Source organism: Janthinobacterium sp. EB271-G4-3-2, from assembly GCF_020858035.1.
Taxonomy (GTDB): domain Bacteria; phylum Pseudomonadota; class Gammaproteobacteria; order Burkholderiales; family Burkholderiaceae_D; genus Janthinobacterium; species Janthinobacterium aestuarii.
Genome location: NZ_JACYMG010000001.1, coordinates 36,760 through 57,862, shown reverse-complemented (window position 1 = coordinate 57,862; position 21,103 = coordinate 36,760). Strand labels below are relative to the sequence as shown.

The following is a 21,103-nucleotide window of genomic DNA, read 5'->3' as shown; positions in this document are numbered from 1 at the left end:
AGGAAATGGCCCGCCGCCGTATGGACGGGCTGAAGTGCAGGATAGCCGTCAGGCCGAATTGCAGTTGCAAAAGCGCTTGCGCTTGGGATCGCCACTGGCAATGCCTGCGGGATCAATCTGTTTCCAGCAAAAAATCGTTTCCACGCCATATGGCGAACGCACATTGCCCGCCTCGACATAGCCCCGCTTGACGAAAAAGGCCTGGCTGCTGGCCGTGCTGTGCAGCTGCAGGGCCTTGATGCCCCACTCGCGCGCCTGCGCTTCCAGCTGCTCCACCAGCGCCTTGCCCGCGCCGCGGCCTTGTGCCTCGGGCAGCAGGTAGCACAGGGCCAGCTTGCCGGCGCGCGTCAGCAAGCCGACGCCGACCACGGCGCCCGCCTCGACTGCGACCAGCGAAAAATTGGTGGGCGACGCAAACCAGCACGCCACCATCTGCGGTGTTTTATTGCCCAGCCAGGCTTCCAGGATGGCCGGATCGTCCCGATGATCGAGGCTGCAGCATTCGACGATGGAGCGTCGTAATACGTTGCACGCCTCGAAAGCGTCGGTCGATGTTGCAATACGAATTTCAAGACTCATGTACGCTCACAAAATATTCCAGTTGCCGATGCAGACGGTTTCACCCCTGTATCGTGCGATTCGACTATACACCAAGCGGCGCAATCGGGTTTTTTGCCGCACGCCACAGACCGGTTTTGCCTCTGGCGCCATGCCTGCAGACTAAGTGCTGATGCGCGCCTTGCCCACGAATGTTTCCAAAAATCGATATCTGTTTTTTAGCGTAAACGGGAATCAAATCTAAGCATATTACGAAAAATTCGTTTCTTTTCCGGCCGGAATTTTAGACTATGTCTATCTATTCTCACAACAAGAGTTCAACATGCCCCATTCCAACGCCGTATCGACCACCGCAGCGACGCTCACCCAACGCTCCCGCCGCTGGTTCCTGGCTAGCGCCCTGGCCGCTTCCGCCGCCGCCCTGAGCCTGCCGATGGCAGCTGGCGCCGCCGAACCCGTGGTCTTGCTGAACGCCTCGTACGACGTGATGCGCGAACTGTTCAAGGATGTGAATCCCGCATTTATTGCTGACTGGAAAGCCAAAACGGGCGAAACCATCACCATCAAGCAGTCGCACGGCGGCTCGAGCAAGCAGGCGCGCTCCGTCGCCGATGGCCTGGAAGCGTCCGTCGTGACCATGAACCAGGCCAATGACATCGATATCCTCGTTGACCGCGGCCTCGTGGTGGCCGACTGGGCCAAGAAATTCCCGAACAATGCGGCGCCGTTTTACTCGACCATGGTGTACTTGGTGCGCAAAGGCAACCCGAAACGCATCAAGGATTGGGACGATCTGGCCAAGCCCGGCATCAAGGTCATCGTGCCGAACCCGAAAACCTCGGGCAATGGCCGCTACACCTACCTGGCGGCCTGGGGCTATGCCGTGAAAAAAGGCGGCAGCGAAGCGCAGGCGCGCGAACTCGTTACCAAGCTGTTCAAGAACGTACCCGTGCTGGACGGCGGCGGCCGCGGCGCCACGACCACCTTCACGCAGCGTGAAATCGGCGACGTGCTGGTGACGTTTGAAAATGAAGTGCAGCTGGTGCGCGCCGAATTCGGCGACAACTTCGAAGTGGTGTATCCAAGCATCTCCATCCTGGCCGAGTCGCCGGTGGCCGTCGTCGACAAGGTCGTCGACCGCCGCGGCATCCGCAAGGAAGCCACGGCCTACCTGCAATACCTGTACTCGGAACCAGGCCAGGAACTGGTCGCCAAGCACTATCTGCGCCCCCGTTCGGCCGTAGTCGCGAAGAAATATGCGGCCAGCTTCAAACCGATCACCCTGTTTACCATCGATGACGTCTTTGGCGGCTGGAAACAAGCGCAAAAGAAACACTTTGACGATGGCGGCGAGTTCGACAAGATTTATCAGAAGTAATCTCTGCCGTATCAGCAAAAACCGGGACATGTCCCGGTTTTTTTATGGCGGTGCGCCAGCGTGCCACTCAAGCGCGCTGAACAGGCTGGCGATCTCGCTGCTGCGGTGCGTGCCCGTCTTGGCCAGGATGGCCTGTATCTGGCTGCGCACGGTACTGATGCGCACACCCTGGCGCTGCGCATACTCGACCGGTTCCATGCCGTCGGCCAAGGCCAGCGCCAGCGACCATTCCGCGCCCGTCAAGCCACATGGCCGCTCGGCCGCGCCGGGCCAATGCCGCCGCCCTGCCCTGAACAGTGGCCGCAAGGACAGCATGGCCAGACTGGCGCCCTCCCCGTCTGCCGGGCCGATGCGCACGGGCAGCGGCAGGATGCCAATTTCCAGTGCGGGCCGGCCGTCTTCATCACTCGCATACAAGGGCGCGGGACGGTGGCACGCCAGTCCGGCACAGGCCTGCCGCACACGCTGCGCCAGTTGCTGCTGCAACTGACTCATGCGCACAGCCACGTTTCCGCCATGCAAGGTGATCACGGAGGCGAGCGGCGACGTGGCGGCCAGCAAGCGCTGCGCCGCAAGATTCATGAAAACCAGCCGCAGGCAGGCATCGACCAGCAAGATGGCGCGCGGCAAGGCATCAAGCGCCTCCCAGCCCAGCGCGCCATGCGCCTGGGCTTGCTGGGCCGTATCGCGCAGGCAAAACACATTCGGCAGATGATCGAGCACGCGCTGCAGCTGGACGCGCGTATTCGCATCATACGGACCCTGCCCCGTGGCGCGGTGCGCGGACAAGATGGTGAGCGCGCCGTTGTCGCGCACGACGCCGCTGCACGAATAGCGCACGCCCGCGCGCAAATAGAAATCCTGGAAATACTCGCTGCGCGCCACGGCCTGCTCGCTGAAATAATCCTGCATCAGATGCATGCGCCCGGGCGGCGCGCGCGTGAGCACCGCATAGCCAGGATCGAGCGCGTGATAGTAGCGCCGGTAGCCATCCTCCCAGGCCGACGGGTCCAGCCCTGTCACATAGCAGCGCGAGGGCACCGCGCCCGTTTCCGCCTTCAGGAAACAGCAAGCCACGTCGCCGCCCGCCAGCCCGGCGAACGCGCGCATGGCCACGCTCCACTGCGGTGGCTCCAATGCCGCCCGGTAAAAGGCGGCGATAACCGGATCGGCGCCGTCTGTATTCACGCCCCCTCCCAATAGCGCCACATCCTTCATATGGAGGATGTGCACGCGCACCAAGGCAGGCACGATGTTGTCAATGGCGGCGGCCTGCGGCGGCGTCGCCAGCCGATCAATGCAAGCATCAACGTTCAAGGAGCCACATCATGCCCACCATGCCTACCAACGTTTCCGACAAGACTGTGCCGGCCCGCCTCACCCATACCTCCTGGCGCCTGGCCGTGAGCAGCGCCCTAATACTGTCGCTCTCGGCCTGCGCCAATTTCAACACCATCGATCGTGCTACGGCACTGCCCAAGCAGGCCACTGCGATACATCTGGATGCGCCGCAACGCCTCGCATATGCCGATGCCAAGGGTGTCATTTGTGCCGAGCCCACCCCTGACGCATTGCAAGCCTATATTTCATCGCTGGGCGCATCCGTCAGCTCCGCCAACAACGCAGCTTCGGTATCGAATGCGTTGCAGGCCAATTCGCAAAGTGTCGGCCTGCATTCGCAATCGATCACCTTGATGCGCGAACATCTGTTCCGTATCTGTGCGTTTGCACAAAACAATTGGCTGTCCGACGGCGATGTCATGATGCTGATGGCTCGCTCGCAAGATCTCACACTGGGTGTATTGGCCATCGAACAATTGACCGGCACGATGACTCCGCGCAAGATAAGCAATATGCCGGTGACAGATACGGAGGCCACCCAGCAATTGCAAAGCAAACTCGAGCAGGCAAAACTTGATCTCAACGACAAAAAGACAACGCTCAGGCACTTGAGCGACACCGCAACTGAACCAGGCAAAAGTACCGGCGATCAGCATGACAAGGCGGCGCTTCAGGAAGATCAGACAAAGGACGGCAAGAACAGTTCCGCGCTGGCCGATGTCGTTGTCGCGCGAGCGGCTGTGGTATCCGCCCAGGACAAGGTAGCGTCATTGGAGCGGCAAGTCGAAGCGAGCAAGTTGGGGGCCGGGTTTGTGACCGTGGCAGACAAGAGCGGCAATCAACTTTCTCCAGAAGCAGCCGGGCATATCTCCAGGGCCACGCAACATATCGTCGACCAGATCTTGCAGAAAAATCATTTGACTGACATGTGCATCAATATGCTCAACCGTTTCAGTCGCAACAAGGATGTGCCCGAAAAATATAAAGACATGATGGAGCGATGCGACCTGGTCCTCAATAACGCGATAGCGCACCTTCCGGCTGCCTTCTGAGGCACTTTCCACGAAACCTTTCCGCATATCGATATGCGCATCGATTCGTGGTCAAAAGCGTGCGCGCGCCGTACTCTGGCCTTGTCGCGCCGCTTGGCGTATTACGGGCACAAAGGAAATATCATGGCTATCTCGGAAGTGAATGTACGCAACCAGTTTCGCGGCAAGATCAAGGAAATCATCTTTGGCCCCGTAGTCTCCGAAGTGGATGTGGAAACGCCGCACGGCATCGTCACGTCGGTGATCACCTCGCGTTCGATCAAGGACCTGGACTTGAAGGTGGGCAGCGAAGTCATCGCCTTGGTCAAATCGACGGAAGTGTCGATCGCCAAGATCCAGTAAGCGCGCGGCGTTTGCCTTGCCAGCTAATCGCGGAACAGATATGTAAACGTGCGGCTGACGGGCAGCTTTTCCGTGCTGCCGCGCACCAGCACCTGCATGCGCTCGGCGTCGATGCGTTCGGCCGCCTCGATGGCTTTCACGTTGACCATGGTGCCGCGGTGGATTTGCCAGAACTGCTCCGGGTCGAGGCCGCCCAGCAAATCCTTCAAGGGCGTACGCACCAGCGCTTCCGAACCGGCCAGCACGACGCGCGTGTACTTGGTGTCGGCCTGGAAGAACAGCACGTCGTCGATGTCGATCAGGCGGATCTGCTTGCCCACGCTGGCCTTGATCCATTTCAACTTGTCGCGCGGCGGCGCCGGCAAGGCGGCGCGCAGCGACTGCAATAGATTGGCCATGTCGGCCGGCTGCGCGCCGAGCTTGTCGCGCAGCCGGGCCAGCGCCCGCTGCAAGCGCTCGGCCTGCACGGGTTTGAGCAGGTAATCGACGGCGCCTGCGTCGAACGCATCGACGGCGTACTGGTCGTAGGCCGTGACGAACACCACGTGGGCGCGCTTGCCGATGCGCTCGGCCACTTCCAGGCCCGACAGGCCTGGCATGCGGATGTCGAGAAAGACCACGTCCGGCTCATGCTCAAGGAAACCGTCCCAGGCATCGTTGCCGTTTTCCGCCACCAGCACGACGTGCGCTTCGGGCCAGGCTTGCGCCAGCAGCCTTTGCAGGCGTTCGCGCATCAGCGGTTCGTCTTCGGCGATCAGGATGGTGGTATTCATGCGGCAGCTTCTTTCAGGCTCGTTTCAATTTTGATGGGCAGCAATATTTCGGCGATCACGCCGCCCTCTTCGCCATCGCGCAGGGTCAGGCTGGCGGACGGATCGGACAGCAACAGCCGGCTGCGCACGTTTTCCAGGCCCAGTCCGCCGCCCTGTGCGCTGTCGGCGCCGCCGGCAGGCAAACCCATGCCCGTATCCTGCACGCGCAGGCGCAGCATGCCGCCCACCCGCAGCGCCGACAGGCGGATCTCGCCGCCGCGCAACGATGGTTCAATACCGTGCTTGATGGCGTTTTCCGCCAAGGTCAGCAAGATCATGCTGGGAATCGTCGCGTGCGCAAACTCGGCCGGCAAGTCCAGCGCATAGCGCAAGCGCGAACCCATGCGCGCCTGCATCACGCGCAAATACGCGGCCACCATGTCGAACTCGCTTTGCAAGGGCACTTGCTCGCTGCGCATCTCCGCCAGGCTGGCGCGCAAGAAGGCGATCAGATCGGCCGTCAATGCGGCGGCCTTGCCGGCGCCTTGCGCTCCCTGCTCGGCCAGTTGCTGCACGGCGCCCAGGGTGTTGAACAGGAAATGCGGCTCGATCTGCGCGCGCAGCAGGCGCAGCTGCGATTCGCTCAGTTCGCGCGCCAGACGATCGCGCTCGGCATCCTGCTGCAGCTGCAGGGTCAGCGCTTCGTACTGGCGGTTGCGCCAGGTGGTCACGATCGCCAGCGGCACCATGTAAAACAGGCAAGCCACGAGCAAGGCCGTGCCGCCCACGCGCAGCAAACGCTCGAAAGCCATGTCCATGGAACCGGTATCGCTCAAGCCGGCCAGCAGCACGCCAACGGCCACCCCGGCCACGCAGGTCGACACGATCAGCAAGAGTTTCTTGAGCTTGTTGCGCACGGAACTGCGGTAATTGAACCAGACGCCCACCAGGCCCCACACCAGCGCAAACCCCAGGCCGTTGCTGAAGACGAGGGCCTTGAGCAATTCGAACTTGGCCGGCAGCAGCAAGTGCAGTGCGACGCCGATGGCGCTGAACAACAGCATCAGCTTGCACGCGGCGATGTAAAAACCGGCGCCGCGGTACTTGAGCAAGAAATCGTGCAACTGCTGGCGCTCGATCGGCGTCAACTTGACCAGCTTCATGGCGATGTAGCGGCGCATCCGTCCCTGCACCTGCTCCGCCATCTCGGGGCGTTTCAGCACCAGCAGCGATTCCTCATCGACGCTGCGGTACCAATCCGTATATTTTTTTAACACGATGCGTTCTCCGTGGTCTGTGATTCAGGCATGAACGCAGTCTACGGCGCCCCTGTTGCGGGGCATAGCGCGGGGCGACGAAGCACGAAGCGGCAGGCATCAACGACGAAGCGCGCGGCGCCCGCCTGGCCCTCGCCATCAATATTGCTCAAATCATACGAAGTTTCCAAGATGAAATCAATAATTGCGTAACAATTTTCACTACGGCAAGAATAGCCGTTTTTATTTGCCAAATTGGCCGCAACGCCGCCTGTTGCGGGCCTGTACCGTAGACATCGCTTGATCTTTAATGGTATTGTCTAAGCTTGGCAAATATTGCCTCCGAGATACACGCCGCGTCCCCGCGCGGCCCCGTTCCGGATTTGCGCGCAGCGCCCACGATGGCGCCCCAAAACTGCTTTTCCACATACAATCCCATGCTCAAAAAAATGTTCGCCGCGGTGCTGATGACGCTTTCGACAGCGGCCATCGCCGTGCCCTTCGGTTCCCAGTCGATACTGGTGGTCGAAGACGGTACAGGCAAAGTCTTGCTTGAAAAAAATTCCAACGTGGTGGTACCCATCGCCTCGCTGACCAAACTCATGACAGCCATGGTCGTGCTCGACTCCAAGGCGAACATGGAAGAAGAGATCAGCATCGACCGCGAGGACGTCGATACCCTGAAGCACAGCACCTCGCGCGTGCCCGTGGGCGCCAGCCTGAGCCGCCACGACGTGCTGCAACTGGCGCTGATGTCGTCCGACAACCGCGCCGCCGCCTCGCTGGCGCGCACCTTCCCCGGCGGCCCGACGGCGTTTGCCGTGGCCGTCAATGCCAAGATCAAGGCCCTGGGCATGCGCCAGACCGTGATCGAAGAACCGACGGGCTTGTCGCCGAACAACCAGTCGACGGCGGCCGACCTCGTCAAGATGGCCGTGGCCGCCTCGCGCTACCCGGAAATCAGCCGCATCACCACGGATTCGAAGGACGTCATCCAGATCAAGGGCCGCGACGTGGAATACCACAACACGAACCGCCTCGTGGGCGCCAAGGGCTGGGACATCGGCCTGTCGAAAACGGGCTACACGAATGAAGCGGGCCGCTGCCTGATCATGCGCATCAAGTCGGCCGGCAAGTTCGCCACCATGATCCTGCTCAACGCGCGCGCCAATTCCGTGCGCGCCATGGACGCCGTCAACATCCGCCGCATGCTGGCGGCCGAGAACGGCATCGAAGAGCCGAAGGTGATGCGCGCCTCGGTCAGCCGGCACAAGAAGGCGCCGGCGAAGCCATCGAAGCGCCGCCGCGCAAAGTAATTATTTCGCTTGCCGGTTGGTCATCACCACGCCGGCAATCGTCACCGCGCCGCCCACCAGCATCGAGGCGAGCACCGGCTCGCCCAGCAGCACCGCCGCCAGCACGATGCCGAACACGGGCACAAGGTTGTTGAAGACAGCCGTGCGCGACGGTCCCAGCGCCTTGACGCCCTCGTAATACCAGACAAAGCCGATCACCGTGCCGAACACGCCCAGGTAGCCGATGGCGGCCCACACTTGCCAGCCGAAGCTGTGCCACGGCACCGTGGGAAATTCCACGGCCGCCCCCACCAGCAGGAAAGCCAAGCCCCACATCGAGGCATACGTGGTGGCGGCGATCGGGCTCAAGCCCTTCAGCGCCACGCGGCCGATCAGGGTATAGGCGGCCCAGCTGGAGATGCCGCAGAACATGAACACTTCACCCATGCCGATGCCGCCGCCCGTGCCGTGCAGCACGCCGGCCAGATCCCCGCGCGTGATGACGATGGCCGTGCCGCAAAACGCCAGCATGATGCCCAGCCACTTGAACGATCCGAGCCGTTCGCGGAACAGCATGGCCGAGGCCAGCGCCGTGACGATGGGGTTCAGCGCGACAAATAAAGCCGTGCGCCCCGCCGGCATGCGCGACAGCGCGGCCAGGAAGCACAGGTTGTACAGAAAAATGCCCGTCAGGCCCAGCGCCGCCGTCGTCATCAATTGCTTGCGGTCCAGGCGCGGCAAGCCCCCTTCCAGCTTCCACGCCAGCACGACGAGCAGCAGTACGGCCACGCCGAAACGTCCGCTGGCCGCCGTCATGGGCGGCATCTGCTGCGCCAGCACGCGCCCCGCGATAAAGGTACCGCCCCAGAACAGGGCGACGAAAATCAGTTTCAGGTAGACGAGCGGCGATTGCACGGCAGGCAAGGCGGCTGAAGATATGGCGGAAGTACGCATGGAAAGTCCTATGATGTCGCTTGCGCGGCGGCGCCGCACGTGCGGTATACTTATATATTAATACTAATATCAACTCATGAAATAATGAGTAAATACTCATAGCACAAAGAAACCACGTCATGACCTTCACGCAACTGGAAATTTTTACTTTGGTGGCCGAACTGCGCGGCTTTTCCGCCGCCGCCGCGCAGCTGGGTATCAGCCAGTCGGCCGTCTCGCATGCATTAAAAGCGCTGGAAAAGGAGATGGGCGTGGACCTCATCGTGCGCCACCAGGCCTCGGCCGAGCTGACGGACGTGGGCAGCCAGCTGCTCGTGCGCGCGCGCGAAATCCTGGGCTTGTCCGAAGCCATGCGCCAGGAAGCGGCCGACGTGCTGGGCCAGCGCCAGGGCAGCCTGCGCATCGGCTCCTTCGGCCCGACGTCGTCCTTGAATCTGCTGCCAGCCATCACGGCGCAATTCCGCCTGCGCTATCCGGGCATCGACTTGCGCATCGACGAAGGCGCCGACCATGAAGTGGTGCAGTGGATACGCGAGCGCCGGGTCGACGTGGGCTTCGTCGTGCTGCCCGACGAACGTTTCGATACGGCGCCGCTGGTGGAAGACCAGATGATGGCGCTGGTGCCGCGCAGCCACCCGCTGTCCAGCGAAACGGCCATCACCCTGGCCCAATTGTGCGAAGGGCCGTTCATCATGTCCGAGGCGGGCTGCGCCTGCCTGATCGAGCCGCTGTTCGCCAACGCGGGCCTGCAGCCGCAGGTACCGTACCGCATCAGCCAGGTCATCACCATCCTCGACATGGTCAGCCGCGGTGACGGCCTGTCCATCGTCGCCGAACTGGCCCTGCCCCAGCGGCTGCGCGAGCAGTATCCGGAGCTGGTCGCCCTGCCCTTGAATCCCCCCGTCAGCCGCAAGGTGGGCCTGGCCGTGCGCGACCGGCGCCAGAATACGCCGGCCACCAACGCTTTTTTCGAGGTGGCGAAACAGATGGCGCCGACCCTGGCGCCCCGGCGCGCTTGAACGCTACTTAGAAAGTCTCCCACTCTTCGCTGCGTTCGGGCTTGACGGCGGCCGTCGTTGCCGGGCGGCTGGCGATGCGCGGCGCGATGGCGGTGCGCACCACCGGTTTGACAGGCGCCGGCGCCTGCCCTTCATCGAGCTTGAACACGCCCACCACCTGCGCCAGGGTACTGGCCTGGTCTTGCAGACTTTCCGCCGCGGCGGCCGCCTCTTCCACCAGGGCCGCGTTCTGCTGCGTCACCTGGTCCATTTGCGCAATCGCCTGGTTCACCTGTTCGATGCCGGAACTCTGCTCGACGCTGGCGGCCGTGATCTCGCCCATGATGTCGGTGACGCGGCGCACGCTGTCGACGATCTCCTGCATCGTCGCGCCAGCCTCGTCGACGAGGCGCGCGCCCGAATCGACCTTGCTCACCGAATCGTCGATCAGCAGCTTGATTTCCTTCGCCGCGCCCGCGGAACGCTGCGCCAGGCTGCGCACTTCCGTCGCCACCACGGCAAAGCCCCGTCCCTGCTCGCCCGCGCGCGCCGCTTCCACGGCCGCATTGAGCGCAAGGATATTCGTCTGGAAGGCGATGCCGTCGATGACGCTGATGATGTCGACGATCTTCTTCGACGAATCGTTGATCGACGCCATGGTATCGACCACCTGCGCCACCACTTGGCCGCCCTTGCTGGCCACGCCGGACGCCGATTGCGCCATCTGGTTCGCCTGGCGCGCATTGTCCGCGTTCTGTTTCACCGTGCTGGTCAGCTCCTCCATCGAGGCGGCCGTCTCTTCCAGCGAGCTCGCCTGCTGTTCCGTGCGCGACGACAGGTCCTGGTTGCCGGCGGCGATTTCCGATGACGATACCTTGACCGATTCGCTGGCCGTGCGGATTTTCACGAGCACGGCGGCGATCTTGTCGATGAAGCGGTTGAAGGCGCCGGCGATCTGCGCCAGTTCATCCACGCCGGAAGCGTCGAGGCGGCGCGTCAGATCGCCCTCGCCCGAGGCGATGTCGTCGAGCGCGTCGCGCACCAGTTCCAGGCGCTTGAGCATCTTGAACACCAGCAGCGACAGCAGCAGCGCGGCCAGCCCCGTCAGCAGCGCGGCCGTGACGGTGGCCGTCGTCAGCATCGTCTGCAACGCCTGCATGGCTTCCTGCTGGTCGAGCACCACGGCCAGCAGCCAGTCGGTGCCCGCCACGCGCGTGACGTACAGCTTGCCGTCGCGCTCATTGAGGCGCACGGCCTCGCTCGTGCGCGCGCTTTCCAGCCGGTTGACCTGCGCGGCCGACAGCGCGGCATCGAGTTTCGCCACCGGCTGCAGGCTCAGGTCCTTGTTCGCGTGGGCGATGATGGTGCCGCTCTGGTCGACGAGGAAGGCAAAGCTGTGCGGCGTCGGCTTGATCGCCACCACGTTGGCAATCACCGTATCGAGCAGCACGTCCGCGCCCGCCACGCCCAGCAATGCCTCTTTCGGCCCGACGGGCGCCGTGAACGACACCACGAGTTTGTGGCTGGCCGCGTCCACGTACGGCGGCGTGAGCATCGGCACGCCCGCCTTGACCGTGTCCGTATACCAGGCGCGCGCCGTGGGATCGAAATCGGCCGGGCGGCCCGGATGGGTAAACACGGAGCGCTTGTCCGCGTAGCCGATGAACACTTCCGCAAAATCGCCAGCCTTTTCTGCGATCTGGAAGGCGCGCAGCGGATCGGACGTCTCGGCCGACATGACGACGGACGCCATGACCTTTTTCTTGCCATCGACCCATTGCGCCAGCACGGCCGACTGGCTTTGCAACAGCTGCTGCATCTGCTGGTCCGACGACGCCAGCATGCTGCTGCGCGTGGTGACGTAATTGGCGACCGACAAGGCCAGCATGGACAGTACGACGATGGCCACGCAAATGAGCACCAGCCGCGTGCGAAGGGAAGACAACATGATGGACTCCTCGTTTCGATTTTAGTGACGAGAAACAGTGCTTTTGCACTATTTCTCTATGAAGGCATTCTCACACAAAAATCGGAACAATTATCATCAATATTCGGAATACAACACATATATTTCTGCACGGAAATCTGTCGAACCCTATCTGCCGATCAGCCCCCTCAAGCCGCTGGCCCGCTGCGTGCGGCGCAGAATCGCGTCGAACAGCACGGCCTGCGTGGGCGAGACGAGGGTGAAGAAGTCGCGCGCGCGCGTGATGCCCGTATAGACCAGTTCGCGCGCCAGCATGGCGCCGCCTTCCTGCGGCAGCACCAGCACCGTGTGCCGGAATTCCGAACCCTGCGATTTATGCACGGTCATGGCGAACGCCGTCTCCACGTGGCGCAAGCGCGTGGCCAGCACGCTGCGCACGTTCTCGCCTTCCAGGAAGTACACGCGCAATGATCCCGGCCGCGCCGGATCGCGCAGGGTCAGTCCGATGTCGCCATTGAACACGCCCGTGCCGTAATCGTTACGCGTGACCATCACGGGACGGCCCACATACCATTCGCTGCGGCGTATCAGCCCTTCCTTTTCCAGCCGCAGCTCGATGGCCGTGTTCAAGCCCGCCACGCCCCACTCGCCTTCGCGCACGGCGCACAGGATGCGGAACGACTCGAAAGCGTGCAGCACGGCGCGCACCCAGTCGTCATGCTGCGCGTACGCCGCTTCGCCGGCATTGACCAGCGCCAGGTAAGGCTGGTAGCCGCCCGGCGCATCGGCCCGCCCGCGCAAGGCAAGGCGCAGCACCTCGTCCGGCTGCGCGCTCACGCTCCACGCCAGCTGGCCGCCGCTGTCGCCGGCGAAGCACGCTTTGGCAAGATCGGGCCTGCCGCCATTCACGGCCAAGGCCAGCTCGCCGATCGGACCGCTGAAACGGTGGCTGTGGCGCAGCATCACCGTCTGCTGCGCCAACGCGCCAGCGGCCCCCGCGAAGTCGGGCGGAATGGCCACGCCGCTGGCCGCCTGCGCATACGCGATGGTAGCCGGCGTGTAGCCACCCGCCTGCGCATCGTGGCACAAGTCGCCCAGCACGGCGCCCGCTTCCACGGATGCCAATTGATCCTTGTCGCCAAGCAGGATCAATATCGCCGCGGGTGGCAAGGCGTCGAGCACGGACGCCATCATCTCCAGGTGCACCATCGACGCTTCATCGACGATCAGCACGTCGACGTCGAGCGGATTGCCCGCGTGATGGGCAAAGGCGCGCGTATCGGGCCGCGCGCCCAGCAAGCTATGCAGGGTGCGCGCCGCGCCCATCCGCCGCGCCAGTTCCAGCAGGGGCAGCGCATCGCCCGCCTTGGCCGCCAGCCCCTCCAGAGCCTTGTCGATCGACTGCTTCAGCCGGGCGGCCGCCTTGCCGGTCGGCGCGGCCAGCGCGATGCGCAGCTGCTCCGGCTGCGGCGAGACGGCAAACAGCAAAGTGAGCAAACTGGCTACCGTGTAGGTCTTGCCCGTCCCCGGGCCGCCCGTGATGATGGCCACCTTGCCGCGCAGGGCGATGGCGCACGCCACTTTTTGCCAGTCCGGGCCACCGTCCTGCGTGGGCTGGTCGAACAGGATGTCGAGCCATAGCCGCACCTGCGCCAGCGGCGGATTGGTCAAATCCTGCGCGCGCGCGGCGATTTTTTCGCCCACCAGGCTTTCATCGCGCCAGTAGCGGCGCAAGTACAAACGGTCGCCATCGAGCACCAGCGGCTGGCGCACGTCGGCCTCGCCCACCGTCCACACCTGCGGCGCGCCGGCCAGCAGCGCGCGCCAGCCCTCGACGCTGTCCGGCAACGGACCGGAAACGGCCAGCACCGCATGCCACAGCTCCTCGCTCCAGCCCAGCAACTGCGACGGTTCGCTGGCCAGGTCTGCCAGCATCAGGCAGCTGTGCCCCCGCCCTTCCAGCTCGGACAGCACGACGCAGGCCACGGCCACGGCGGACGCATTCGGCGCGCCCTCGTCCAGCGTGCCGATGAAGCGGGCAAAGGCGGCGCTCAGGCGGCGCAGGTGCCCCGCCTCGGCAACGCCGTCGATATGGCTGAACAAGGCATCCATCTGCTCACTATGCTGCATGGTGTTCCGTTTCTTCTAACAGTTGATCGAGGCCGTCCAGCAGTTCCAGCTGCGGCGCCAGCCAGTAGCAGCCATGCGTGTCCGCATTCGCTATGCCGCGCAGGAACAGGAAAATGGCGCCGCCCAGGTGTTCGGCCGGGTCGTAGGCGTCGCCCAAACGGCTTTTCAGCAACCGGTGCAGGGCCAGCATGTAGATGGCGCCCTGGATATCGTAGCGGTGCTGCGCCATGCCGGCCGCCAGCGCCTGCGTGTGGTAGGCCGCGTCGTTGGCGCCCAGCGCATTCGACTTGTAGTCGAGCACCCAGTAGCGGCCATCCTGTTCGATGACCAGGTCGGCAAAACCCTTCAGCATGCCGTGCAGCTGGCGCCGCGGCAGCACGGGACGCGGTGCGCCGTCGAGCAGCAAGCGCGTGCACAGCTGGTCGAGCGCCGCCGTGGACAAATGCTCGCTGGGGAACCAGAACTCCATCTCGGACAGGGTGCTGTCCAGCTGGGACAGCGAGGCATCGAGCAGCGGCAGCGGCGTGAGGGCGATTTCCCTGAGCCAGGCGATGGCGTCGTCCTGGCGGTGGCCCCAGCCGGCCCGCTCGCAGCGCGCGGCCAGGCGGGTGTTGAAGTTGTCATCATGGACGCTGTCAAAACCTTCGCCGCCCATCCACTCGAGCTGCTCGTGCAGGAAATTGCCGGGCACGGAACCGCGCGGAAAACGGTGCCATGGCGCGTCGCCCATGTGCATCGGCGAGGCCACGGCGACAGCCGTGCCATCTTCCAGCAAGGTTTCTTCCAGCGCCCGCTGCGGCACGTGCGCTGCCGCCACGGCGCCGATCTGGCGCGTCAGCGACGTAAAGCTGCCCACCGACCAGTCGCGCTCGAATTCGCCCGCGAACACGGGCGCGGGCCGCAACTCGGGCCGCCGCTCCACCCGGTCCAGCACCGTGCAGGCGTCGGGCTGCCCCAAGGTGCTGACATAGATGGCGTCGCAGCTGCCCGCCACCTGCTGCCAGCGCAGCTGCAGCTGGTCGAACGGCAGCTTGTCGCCGCCCGTCAGCAGGTAGCCGAGCGCCGATTCGTGCAAGGTGTTCTCGCCCGCCTTGCGCGCGGCCTGGGCGGCCACGCCCAGCCACAGGAAGTGGCGCGCCCGCGTCAGGGCCACGTACAGCAGGCGCAAGTCTTCCTCAATGCGCGCCTCTTCCACAAACGCCATGGCCTCGTCGGACAAGGACAGGTCGAGGCGGCGTTCGCCATCCTCGCCCGCATACTCGAAGAAGCTGCGGTTGCGCTTATCCACCTTGCGCGCCGTGACGGCGAACGGCAGATACACGAGCGGGTATTCGAGCCCCTTGGATTTGTGCACGGTGATGACCTTCACCAGCTCCGCATCGCTTTCCAGGCGCAGCACGCGCTCGTCGCCGTTTTCGCCTTCGCCGGCGATCTGCTCGGCCAGCCAGCGTATCAGCGCCTGCTCGCCATCGAGCTGGCGGCTGGCCGATTGCAGCAGTTCGGCCAGGTGCAGCAGATTCGTCAACCGCCGCTCGCCGCCCGTCTGCTGCAGCAGCATGGCCGGCAGCTGCAATTCATGGATGAAGCGGCGCAGCATGGCCAGCACACCCTGGCGCTGCCAGATCAGGTGCAGGGCCTTCAGCTGCTCGATCCTGCGTTCCCATTCCAGTTCATCGCTCGACAGGCGCGCCAGCTCGCCCAGCGACAGGCCGATGGTGCGCGTGGCAAACGCGGCGCGCGCCAGCCCCCCGTCGAGCGGGTTGGCCAGCGCCGCCAGCCAGCGCAGCACGTCTTGCGCTTCCTCGCTGTCGATGACGGAATCCTTGTCGGACAGGTAGACGCTGGCGACACGGCGGCGCGCCAGCGCGCGGCGGATGGCCGCCGCTTCCTTGCGGTCGCGCACGAGGATAGCCACGTCGGCCGGCTGCAGGCGCGTAAAACCGTCGGGGCCAGCGAAACCGGCTTGCGCATCGCCCAGCATGGCGACGATATGTTCGGCGCAGTGCTGCGCGAAATACTCGCGGTAGCTGTCGCCGCGCAGCGCTTCATCGCTGGCGCAGGCGGCCAGCAGGGCCGGCAGCGGGCCGCCGGCGTTCACCAGGTGTTCGGCGCGGCCCTTGGCGTCGACGGCCTCGAACGGCAGCGGATTCTCGCCCAATTTACGGTAGCGGAAGGCGCCGGCCGGCACCTCGTCGCGCTCCGCGTGCAGGAACAGCTGGTTGACGGCCGCCACCAGCGGGGCCGTCGAACGGTAGTTGGTGCCCAGCTGGTAGTGGCGTCCGGTGGTGGCGCGCCGCGCCGCCAGGTAGCTCTGGATGTCGGCGCCGCGAAAACCGTAGATCGACTGCTTCGGGTCGCCGATCAGGAACAGGCCCAGGGCGGGATCGTTGTCGGCAATCCGGTACAGCAGGTTGAAAATCTGGTACTGGGCCGGCGCCGTATCCTGGAATTCATCGACCATGGCCAGCGGATACTGGTCGATGATGCGCTGGCGCAGGGCCGCGCCATTTTCGCCGGCCAGCGCGTCGTGCAGGCGCTGCAGCATGTCGGCAAAGCCGAACTGGCGCGACTGGCGTTTTAACTGATCCATGCGCCGCGCGATGGCCGCCGCCGCATGCAGGTGCAGCTTGTGCGCCAGCGGCGTGATACCCGCCAGGGCGATCCCCAGCGCCTCCGTATGCTCGAAGCATTCGGGCACCTGGGCCGTGAAACTCTTGGCAAACGCATCCTCGATACCGAACGGCGTCAGGCGTTCCCACGCCTTGGCCGTGATGGCAGGCAGCAGCAACAGCGGATCGTGCGCCCATTTACGCAAGCCGTCGAACCACTTCGCCAGGTTTTCCGGCTTCATCTTGACGCCATTAAAACACTTGGGATTGGCGGCGCGGTGGTCATTGATCCACATCGCCATCTGGTCCACGCGCTCGACCCAGCCCGCCTTCAGGGTGGCCAGCTGCGCGGCCAGCGCCCGCTGTTCGCGCGCGATCAGCGCCGACAACGGCTCTTCGTCCGCCATGCGCATGATGTCCGCGCGGCGCGCCAGCTCGCGCGCGCCCTTCTTCAGGGCGCCGATGTCGGGCCAGCAGGCCAGCAGCGCGTCGAGCGCCAGCGGCGGCAAGGGATAGACTTGCTGGCGCCAGTAATCGTGGGCCGCATCCTCGAACAGGGCTTGCTCGTCGCTGACCAGTTCCTCGTCGAACAGGCTGCCGCTGTCGAACGCATGCTCGCGCAGCATGCGCTGGCACCAGGCGTCGATGGTGAAAATGGCCGCTTCATCCATCGTCTCGGCGGCCAGCATCAGCCTGTGCGCGGCCTTTTGCCGTTCGCTCTCGTCAGGGTAGGATTCGAGCAAGGCATCGAGAAACGGGTCGCTGCCGCCGGATTCGTGGCGAAAATAAGCGGCCGCCTCGATCAGGCGCTCGCGCACACGGTTCGACAATTCGCGCGTGGCGGCACGGGTAAACGTCATCACGAGGATGTCGGCCGGCAGCAGCGGGCGCGTAAAGCAGCTGTCGTCGCCGCCATGCCCTAGCACAAGCCGTACGTACAGGGCGGCGATGGTCCAGGTCTTGCCGGTGCCGGCCGACGCTTCGATCAGGCGCGAGCCGTGCAGCGGAAACACCAGGGGGTTGAGCAGATGGCTCGTCATTGTTCTTCTCCCGCGCCATCATCGGGCGCGCTGATCGGGTCGATCGTGATGTGTTCCTGCAGCCAGTCGGCCAGCGGACCATACAGCTCGCGCGTGCAGTCTTCCCACGCTTCCTCAGCGGCCAGCGCGGAAAACTCGGGCCACAGGCGGGCCAAACACAGTTCCGCGCGCTCGCCAGTCATGTCAAAACCGCCATCGTAGACGGCGCGCGGGTCGCCCTGCCGCACCAGCGCCAGGCCCGTCTTGCACGCCGTCGGCAGCGGATGGTTCATGCCTTCGCGCCACAGCGCCAGCAAAGTGGCCAGCGCGTCGCGCGACGTGGCCGGATCGAGCGGCGCCATGCTGACGATCGCGTCACGCGCCACCAGGTAACCGGTGACGGGAAAACCGAGGGCCGCGGCAGCCAGCTGGCGCAGCCACATCAGCATCAGCTTGTCGCCGCGCGCCAGGCCGCTCTTGTCCGTCACTTTCGAGGAAATCTGCATCAGCCAGGCCGTTTCCTGCCCGTTGCTGCACAATTTGTCGAGCCAGTCGTCGATCTGCACTTCGCCAAACGGCAAGTTGATGGCGCGCTTGTCGGCCGCGTACGGGAACGAGGCACGCAAGGACAGCCATGCGCTGCGCACGGGCACCAGCGCCTCGACCAGCTGCGCCTGCACTTGCCGGCCGATCAGGCCGATGGGCAGCACGCCTTCGCGCGCCAGCTTTTCCGCGCACGCTTCCAGCCTGGCGCGCACGTCGTCCAAGGCTTCCACGGCGCCGCCGTCGTCCAGCATGGTGTCTTCCAGCAGATAGCGTTCGAGCGCATTCAGGCCGAACGGTTCTTCATCCTCGCCCAGCATGGCCGCATCGGCGAAGTGCACGCTCAAGCGGCGGCGGAAAAAGTACTTGACGGGCTGGCGCAAGAAGCTGGCCAGCTCGCCCAGCTTCAAGCGCGTGCCGGGATCGAGCTCGTAAGGACCCAGCGCCAGTTCCCCGGACTGCACCTGCGTCTCCGCATCGGCATGCGCGACGCGCCATTCGCGCGCGTAGGTCAGCAAGCCATCGGCCTCGAAATAGCGGCGGCTGAACGGCTGCAGCGCGTGCTCGGTGGTCAGCGAGACCAGGTGCCGGTCCAGCGACCAGCCGGCGGCCAGGTAATCGCGCAGCTGCGACACGAGCACGGACGGCGGCTGCTCGGAATTGTCGCGCACATTGCGCCCCACCCAGCTCACGTACAGTTTATCGCGCGCGGCCAGCAAGGCTTCGAGCATCAGGTAGCGGTCATCGTCGCGGCGCGAGCGGTCGCCCGGGCGCGCCATGCCGGGCAGCGCCAGCAAATCGAAATCGGCCTTTTGCGCGCGGCGCGGAAAATCGCCATCGTTCATGCCCAGCAGGCATACGACGCGGAACGGCACCGCACGCATCGGCATCAGGGTGCAAAACGTCACGCCGCCGGAGACGAATTGATGGTTCAGGGTCGGCTCGTCCAGCGCGCCCAGCCACGCCACGCGCAGCACGGACAGCGGCACCGGCTCGACAAAGCCAGCATGCTCGCAGGTTTCCAGCCAGCCCTGCAAGGCGCCTTCCAGCTGCGCCAGGGTCAGGCGGTCGCCCTCGTCGTCGGCGTCAAAGAAGGCGGCCAGCAGCGCGCGCGCCTGCACGCCCCACTCGGCTGGCGTGCGCGTGCCGGCCAGCACGGTGCGCCAGTGCAGCAGCGCCTCGACCAGCTGCGCCAGCGAGCCCGCCAGCGCCGCGTCGAGGCCGCCCACTTCCGCATACGGCTCGATGCCGCCGAAGCTGGCGCCACTGCCGCTGGCATAGCCGAGCAGCATGCGCCGCACGCCGAAGATCCACGCATTCTGCTCGCCGGCCGCGCCCAGCCCCAGGCCGCTGCGGTGATGCTGGTCCAGGCCCCAGCGCACGCCCGCCCCTTCGATCCATGCGCCCAGGGTGACCAGGTCGTCCGGCTGCAGGCCGAAGCGGGCGGCCAGCGCCGGCACGTCGAGCAGATCGCGCACCTCGCTCTGGCGGCAGCGCTGCTGCGGCAGCTGCAGCAGCCACTCGAGCGCCACGAGCAGCGGGTTCACGCTGCGGTCCTTCACGTCGCCGATCTCGAACGGGATGAAACGCTCGTCGTTGCGCCGGTACTGGCCGAAGACGGCGTGGATGGCGGCCGTAAACGTGTCAATGTCGGGCACCATCACCACCACGTCGCGCGGACGCAAGAGCGTCTCGGCGCTGTGCGCGAACATGGCCAGCAGCTGGTCGTGCAGCACTTCCACTTCGCGCTGCACGCTGTGCGCCACGTGAAATTCGATCGAGCGGTCGCCGGCATCGGGCGGCGTTTGCTCATGCTCGGCCAGCGGGCGCAGTTCGCGGATGGCCACCTGCACCTGCTGCAGCAGGGTCTCGCCCGTTTCCTCGCCAAACAGGTCGATGCGCAGGCTGTCGTCGCGCCCCTCGGCTTGCGCGTGTTCGTCGAATTCGTCGAGCATGCGGATGAAATCGCGCCCTTGCCTGCCCCAGCTGGCCAGCAGCGGGTGGCTGTGCGCATGCAGTTCTTCCAGCGGAATCCCGGCCAGGTCGGTGCCGTTGCGCTGGCGCTGGCGCTTGTTTTCCGCGCGCAGCAAGTCACGCCCATCGATGATGTCGCCCCAGTAGAACTGGCACGGGTTGGGTACGGCCAGCACCACCTGCGTGTGGCGCGCCAGCGCGGCCAGCGCCTGCAAGGTCTGGTACGGCAAGGCCGACACGCCAAACAGCACGACCCTGCGCGGCAGCTTGCCTACCGGCGCGGCGTCGGCCGCGATCGCCGCCAGAAAGGCGTCGTGGATGTCGGCGCGGCCCGTATCGCGTTCGAACTCCTCGACGTCGGCCGCCACGGCGCGCCACAACTGCGCCTGCCAGCGCTGGTCGTCCTTCAAGGCGATGGATTCACCGCGCGCCGTGCGCAACTGGTCGCGCCCCGCCGCCCAATCGACCAGCCAGTCGGCGCGGTAGACCTGGTACTGGTCGAACAGGTCGGCCAGGCGCTCGGCCAGCTGCAGCCGGCGTTCGCAATCGCCATCGGCCAGGAAATAGCGCAGCGGTGCGAACACGGGGTCGGCCAGCAACGACGGCAACAGGCGCATCAAACGCCACGTCAACGGGGACTTGTCGAACGGCGACACGCGCGGGACTCTGTCGCGTCCCAGCATGCCCCGGTAGCTTTCCCACAGCAGGCGCGCCGGCAGCGCGATGCGCGTGGCGGCGCACACGCCCATTTCCTCGGCCAGGGCGATCTTCAGCCATTCGGCCACGCCGTTCGACTGCACCAGGAAGATGTCCGTTTCCAGCGGCGCCAGCGGATGCTGGCGCAGCCACTGGAAGACAGCGGCGCGCAGCTGTTCCAGCTGGTTGCCGTGCAGGATGAGGAGGCCGGGCGTGACGGGTGTATGCATGCTGATCCGATGGGTTGCCGCGCCTCCGGCCCGGTGGCCGGAGGCGTCA

At 64.8% G+C, this 21,103-nt stretch carries 14 protein-coding genes; 5 read left to right on the top strand and 9 right to left on the bottom strand.

What is annotated here, in order from left to right; translation table 11 throughout:
- Positions 1 to 48 precede the first annotated feature (48 nt).
- On the bottom strand, positions 49 to 579 hold the full coding sequence (locus tag IGS55_RS00225; RefSeq protein ID WP_034757728.1) for a GNAT family N-acetyltransferase: 531 nt from the start codon (positions 577 to 579) through the stop codon (positions 49 to 51).
- Between the two features lie 301 nt (positions 580 to 880).
- Between IGS55_RS00225 and IGS55_RS00220 the strand changes: the two genes are divergently transcribed.
- Positions 881 to 1,936, top strand: a complete 1,056-nt coding sequence (locus IGS55_RS00220) for a sulfate ABC transporter substrate-binding protein (RefSeq protein WP_268992025.1) — start codon at positions 881 to 883, stop codon at positions 1,934 to 1,936.
- 42 nt (positions 1,937 to 1,978) lie between these two features.
- Here IGS55_RS00220 and IGS55_RS00215 read toward each other — a convergent pair whose 3' ends face one another.
- A complete protein-coding gene (locus IGS55_RS00215) occupies positions 1,979 to 3,124 on the bottom strand; it encodes a helix-turn-helix transcriptional regulator (RefSeq protein ID WP_230518699.1) in 1,146 nt (381 codons plus the stop codon).
- 140 nt (positions 3,125 to 3,264) lie between these two features.
- Between IGS55_RS00215 and IGS55_RS00210 the strand changes: the two genes are divergently transcribed.
- Both IGS55_RS00210 and IGS55_RS00205 read left to right on the top strand, forming a co-directional pair.
- On the top strand, positions 3,265 to 4,329 hold the full coding sequence (locus IGS55_RS00210; RefSeq protein WP_230518700.1) for a hypothetical protein: 1,065 nt from the start codon (positions 3,265 to 3,267) through the stop codon (positions 4,327 to 4,329).
- Positions 4,330 to 4,452: 123 nt separating this feature from the next.
- A complete protein-coding gene (locus IGS55_RS00205) occupies positions 4,453 to 4,671 on the top strand; it encodes a TOBE domain-containing protein (RefSeq protein ID WP_034757699.1) in 219 nt (72 codons plus the stop codon).
- 23 nt (positions 4,672 to 4,694) lie between these two features.
- Here the strand turns inward: IGS55_RS00205 and IGS55_RS00200 are convergent, their stop codons facing one another.
- Both IGS55_RS00200 and IGS55_RS27930 read right to left on the bottom strand, forming a co-directional pair.
- Positions 4,695 to 5,444 (bottom strand): LytR/AlgR family response regulator transcription factor, encoded by a 750-nt coding sequence (locus IGS55_RS00200; RefSeq protein ID WP_230518701.1) that lies wholly within the window; start codon positions 5,442 to 5,444, stop codon positions 4,695 to 4,697.
- Positions 5,441 to 6,700 carry a sensor histidine kinase gene (locus IGS55_RS27930; protein WP_230518702.1) on the bottom strand — a complete coding sequence of 420 codons (1,260 nt, stop codon included), beginning with the start codon at positions 6,698 to 6,700 and terminating at the stop codon, positions 5,441 to 5,443. Before IGS55_RS27930 ends, IGS55_RS00200 begins: the two co-directional genes overlap by 4 nt.
- A gap of 416 nt (positions 6,701 to 7,116) precedes the next feature.
- Here IGS55_RS27930 and IGS55_RS00190 point away from each other — a divergent pair, with 416 nt between their 5' ends.
- Positions 7,117 to 7,995, top strand: a complete 879-nt coding sequence (locus tag IGS55_RS00190; RefSeq protein WP_230518703.1) for a serine hydrolase — start codon at positions 7,117 to 7,119, stop codon at positions 7,993 to 7,995.
- On the opposite strand, the gene IGS55_RS00185 is transcribed toward IGS55_RS00190, so the two are convergent.
- On the bottom strand, positions 7,996 to 8,928 hold the full coding sequence (locus tag IGS55_RS00185; RefSeq protein ID WP_230518704.1) for a DMT family transporter: 933 nt from the start codon (positions 8,926 to 8,928) through the stop codon (positions 7,996 to 7,998).
- 119 nt (positions 8,929 to 9,047) lie between these two features.
- Here IGS55_RS00185 and IGS55_RS00180 point away from each other — a divergent pair, with 119 nt between their 5' ends.
- A complete protein-coding gene (locus tag IGS55_RS00180; protein WP_230518705.1) occupies positions 9,048 to 9,947 on the top strand; it encodes a LysR family transcriptional regulator in 900 nt (299 codons plus the stop codon).
- 7 nt (positions 9,948 to 9,954) lie between these two features.
- On the opposite strand, the gene IGS55_RS00175 is transcribed toward IGS55_RS00180, so the two are convergent.
- The 4 genes from IGS55_RS00175 to recC all read right to left on the bottom strand — a co-directional run bounded on the left by IGS55_RS00175 (position 9,955) and on the right by recC (position 21,054).
- Complete coding sequence (locus IGS55_RS00175; protein ID WP_230518706.1) at positions 9,955 to 11,874, bottom strand: methyl-accepting chemotaxis protein; 1,920 nt, start codon at positions 11,872 to 11,874, stop codon at positions 9,955 to 9,957.
- Positions 11,875 to 12,021: 147 nt separating this feature from the next.
- Positions 12,022 to 13,983 (bottom strand): exodeoxyribonuclease V subunit alpha, encoded by a 1,962-nt coding sequence (recD, locus tag IGS55_RS00170; RefSeq protein ID WP_230518707.1) that lies wholly within the window; start codon positions 13,981 to 13,983, stop codon positions 12,022 to 12,024.
- The gene (gene recB, locus IGS55_RS00165) at positions 13,973 to 17,632 is read right to left on the bottom strand and encodes an exodeoxyribonuclease V subunit beta (RefSeq protein WP_230518708.1); all 3,660 of its coding nucleotides are present in this window, start codon (positions 17,630 to 17,632) and stop codon (positions 13,973 to 13,975) included. Before recB ends, recD begins: the two co-directional genes overlap by 11 nt.
- Positions 17,629 to 21,054 (bottom strand): exodeoxyribonuclease V subunit gamma, encoded by a 3,426-nt coding sequence (recC, locus tag IGS55_RS00160; RefSeq protein WP_230518709.1) that lies wholly within the window; start codon positions 21,052 to 21,054, stop codon positions 17,629 to 17,631. Before recC ends, recB begins: the two co-directional genes overlap by 4 nt.
- Positions 21,055 to 21,103: the final 49 nt, after the last annotated feature.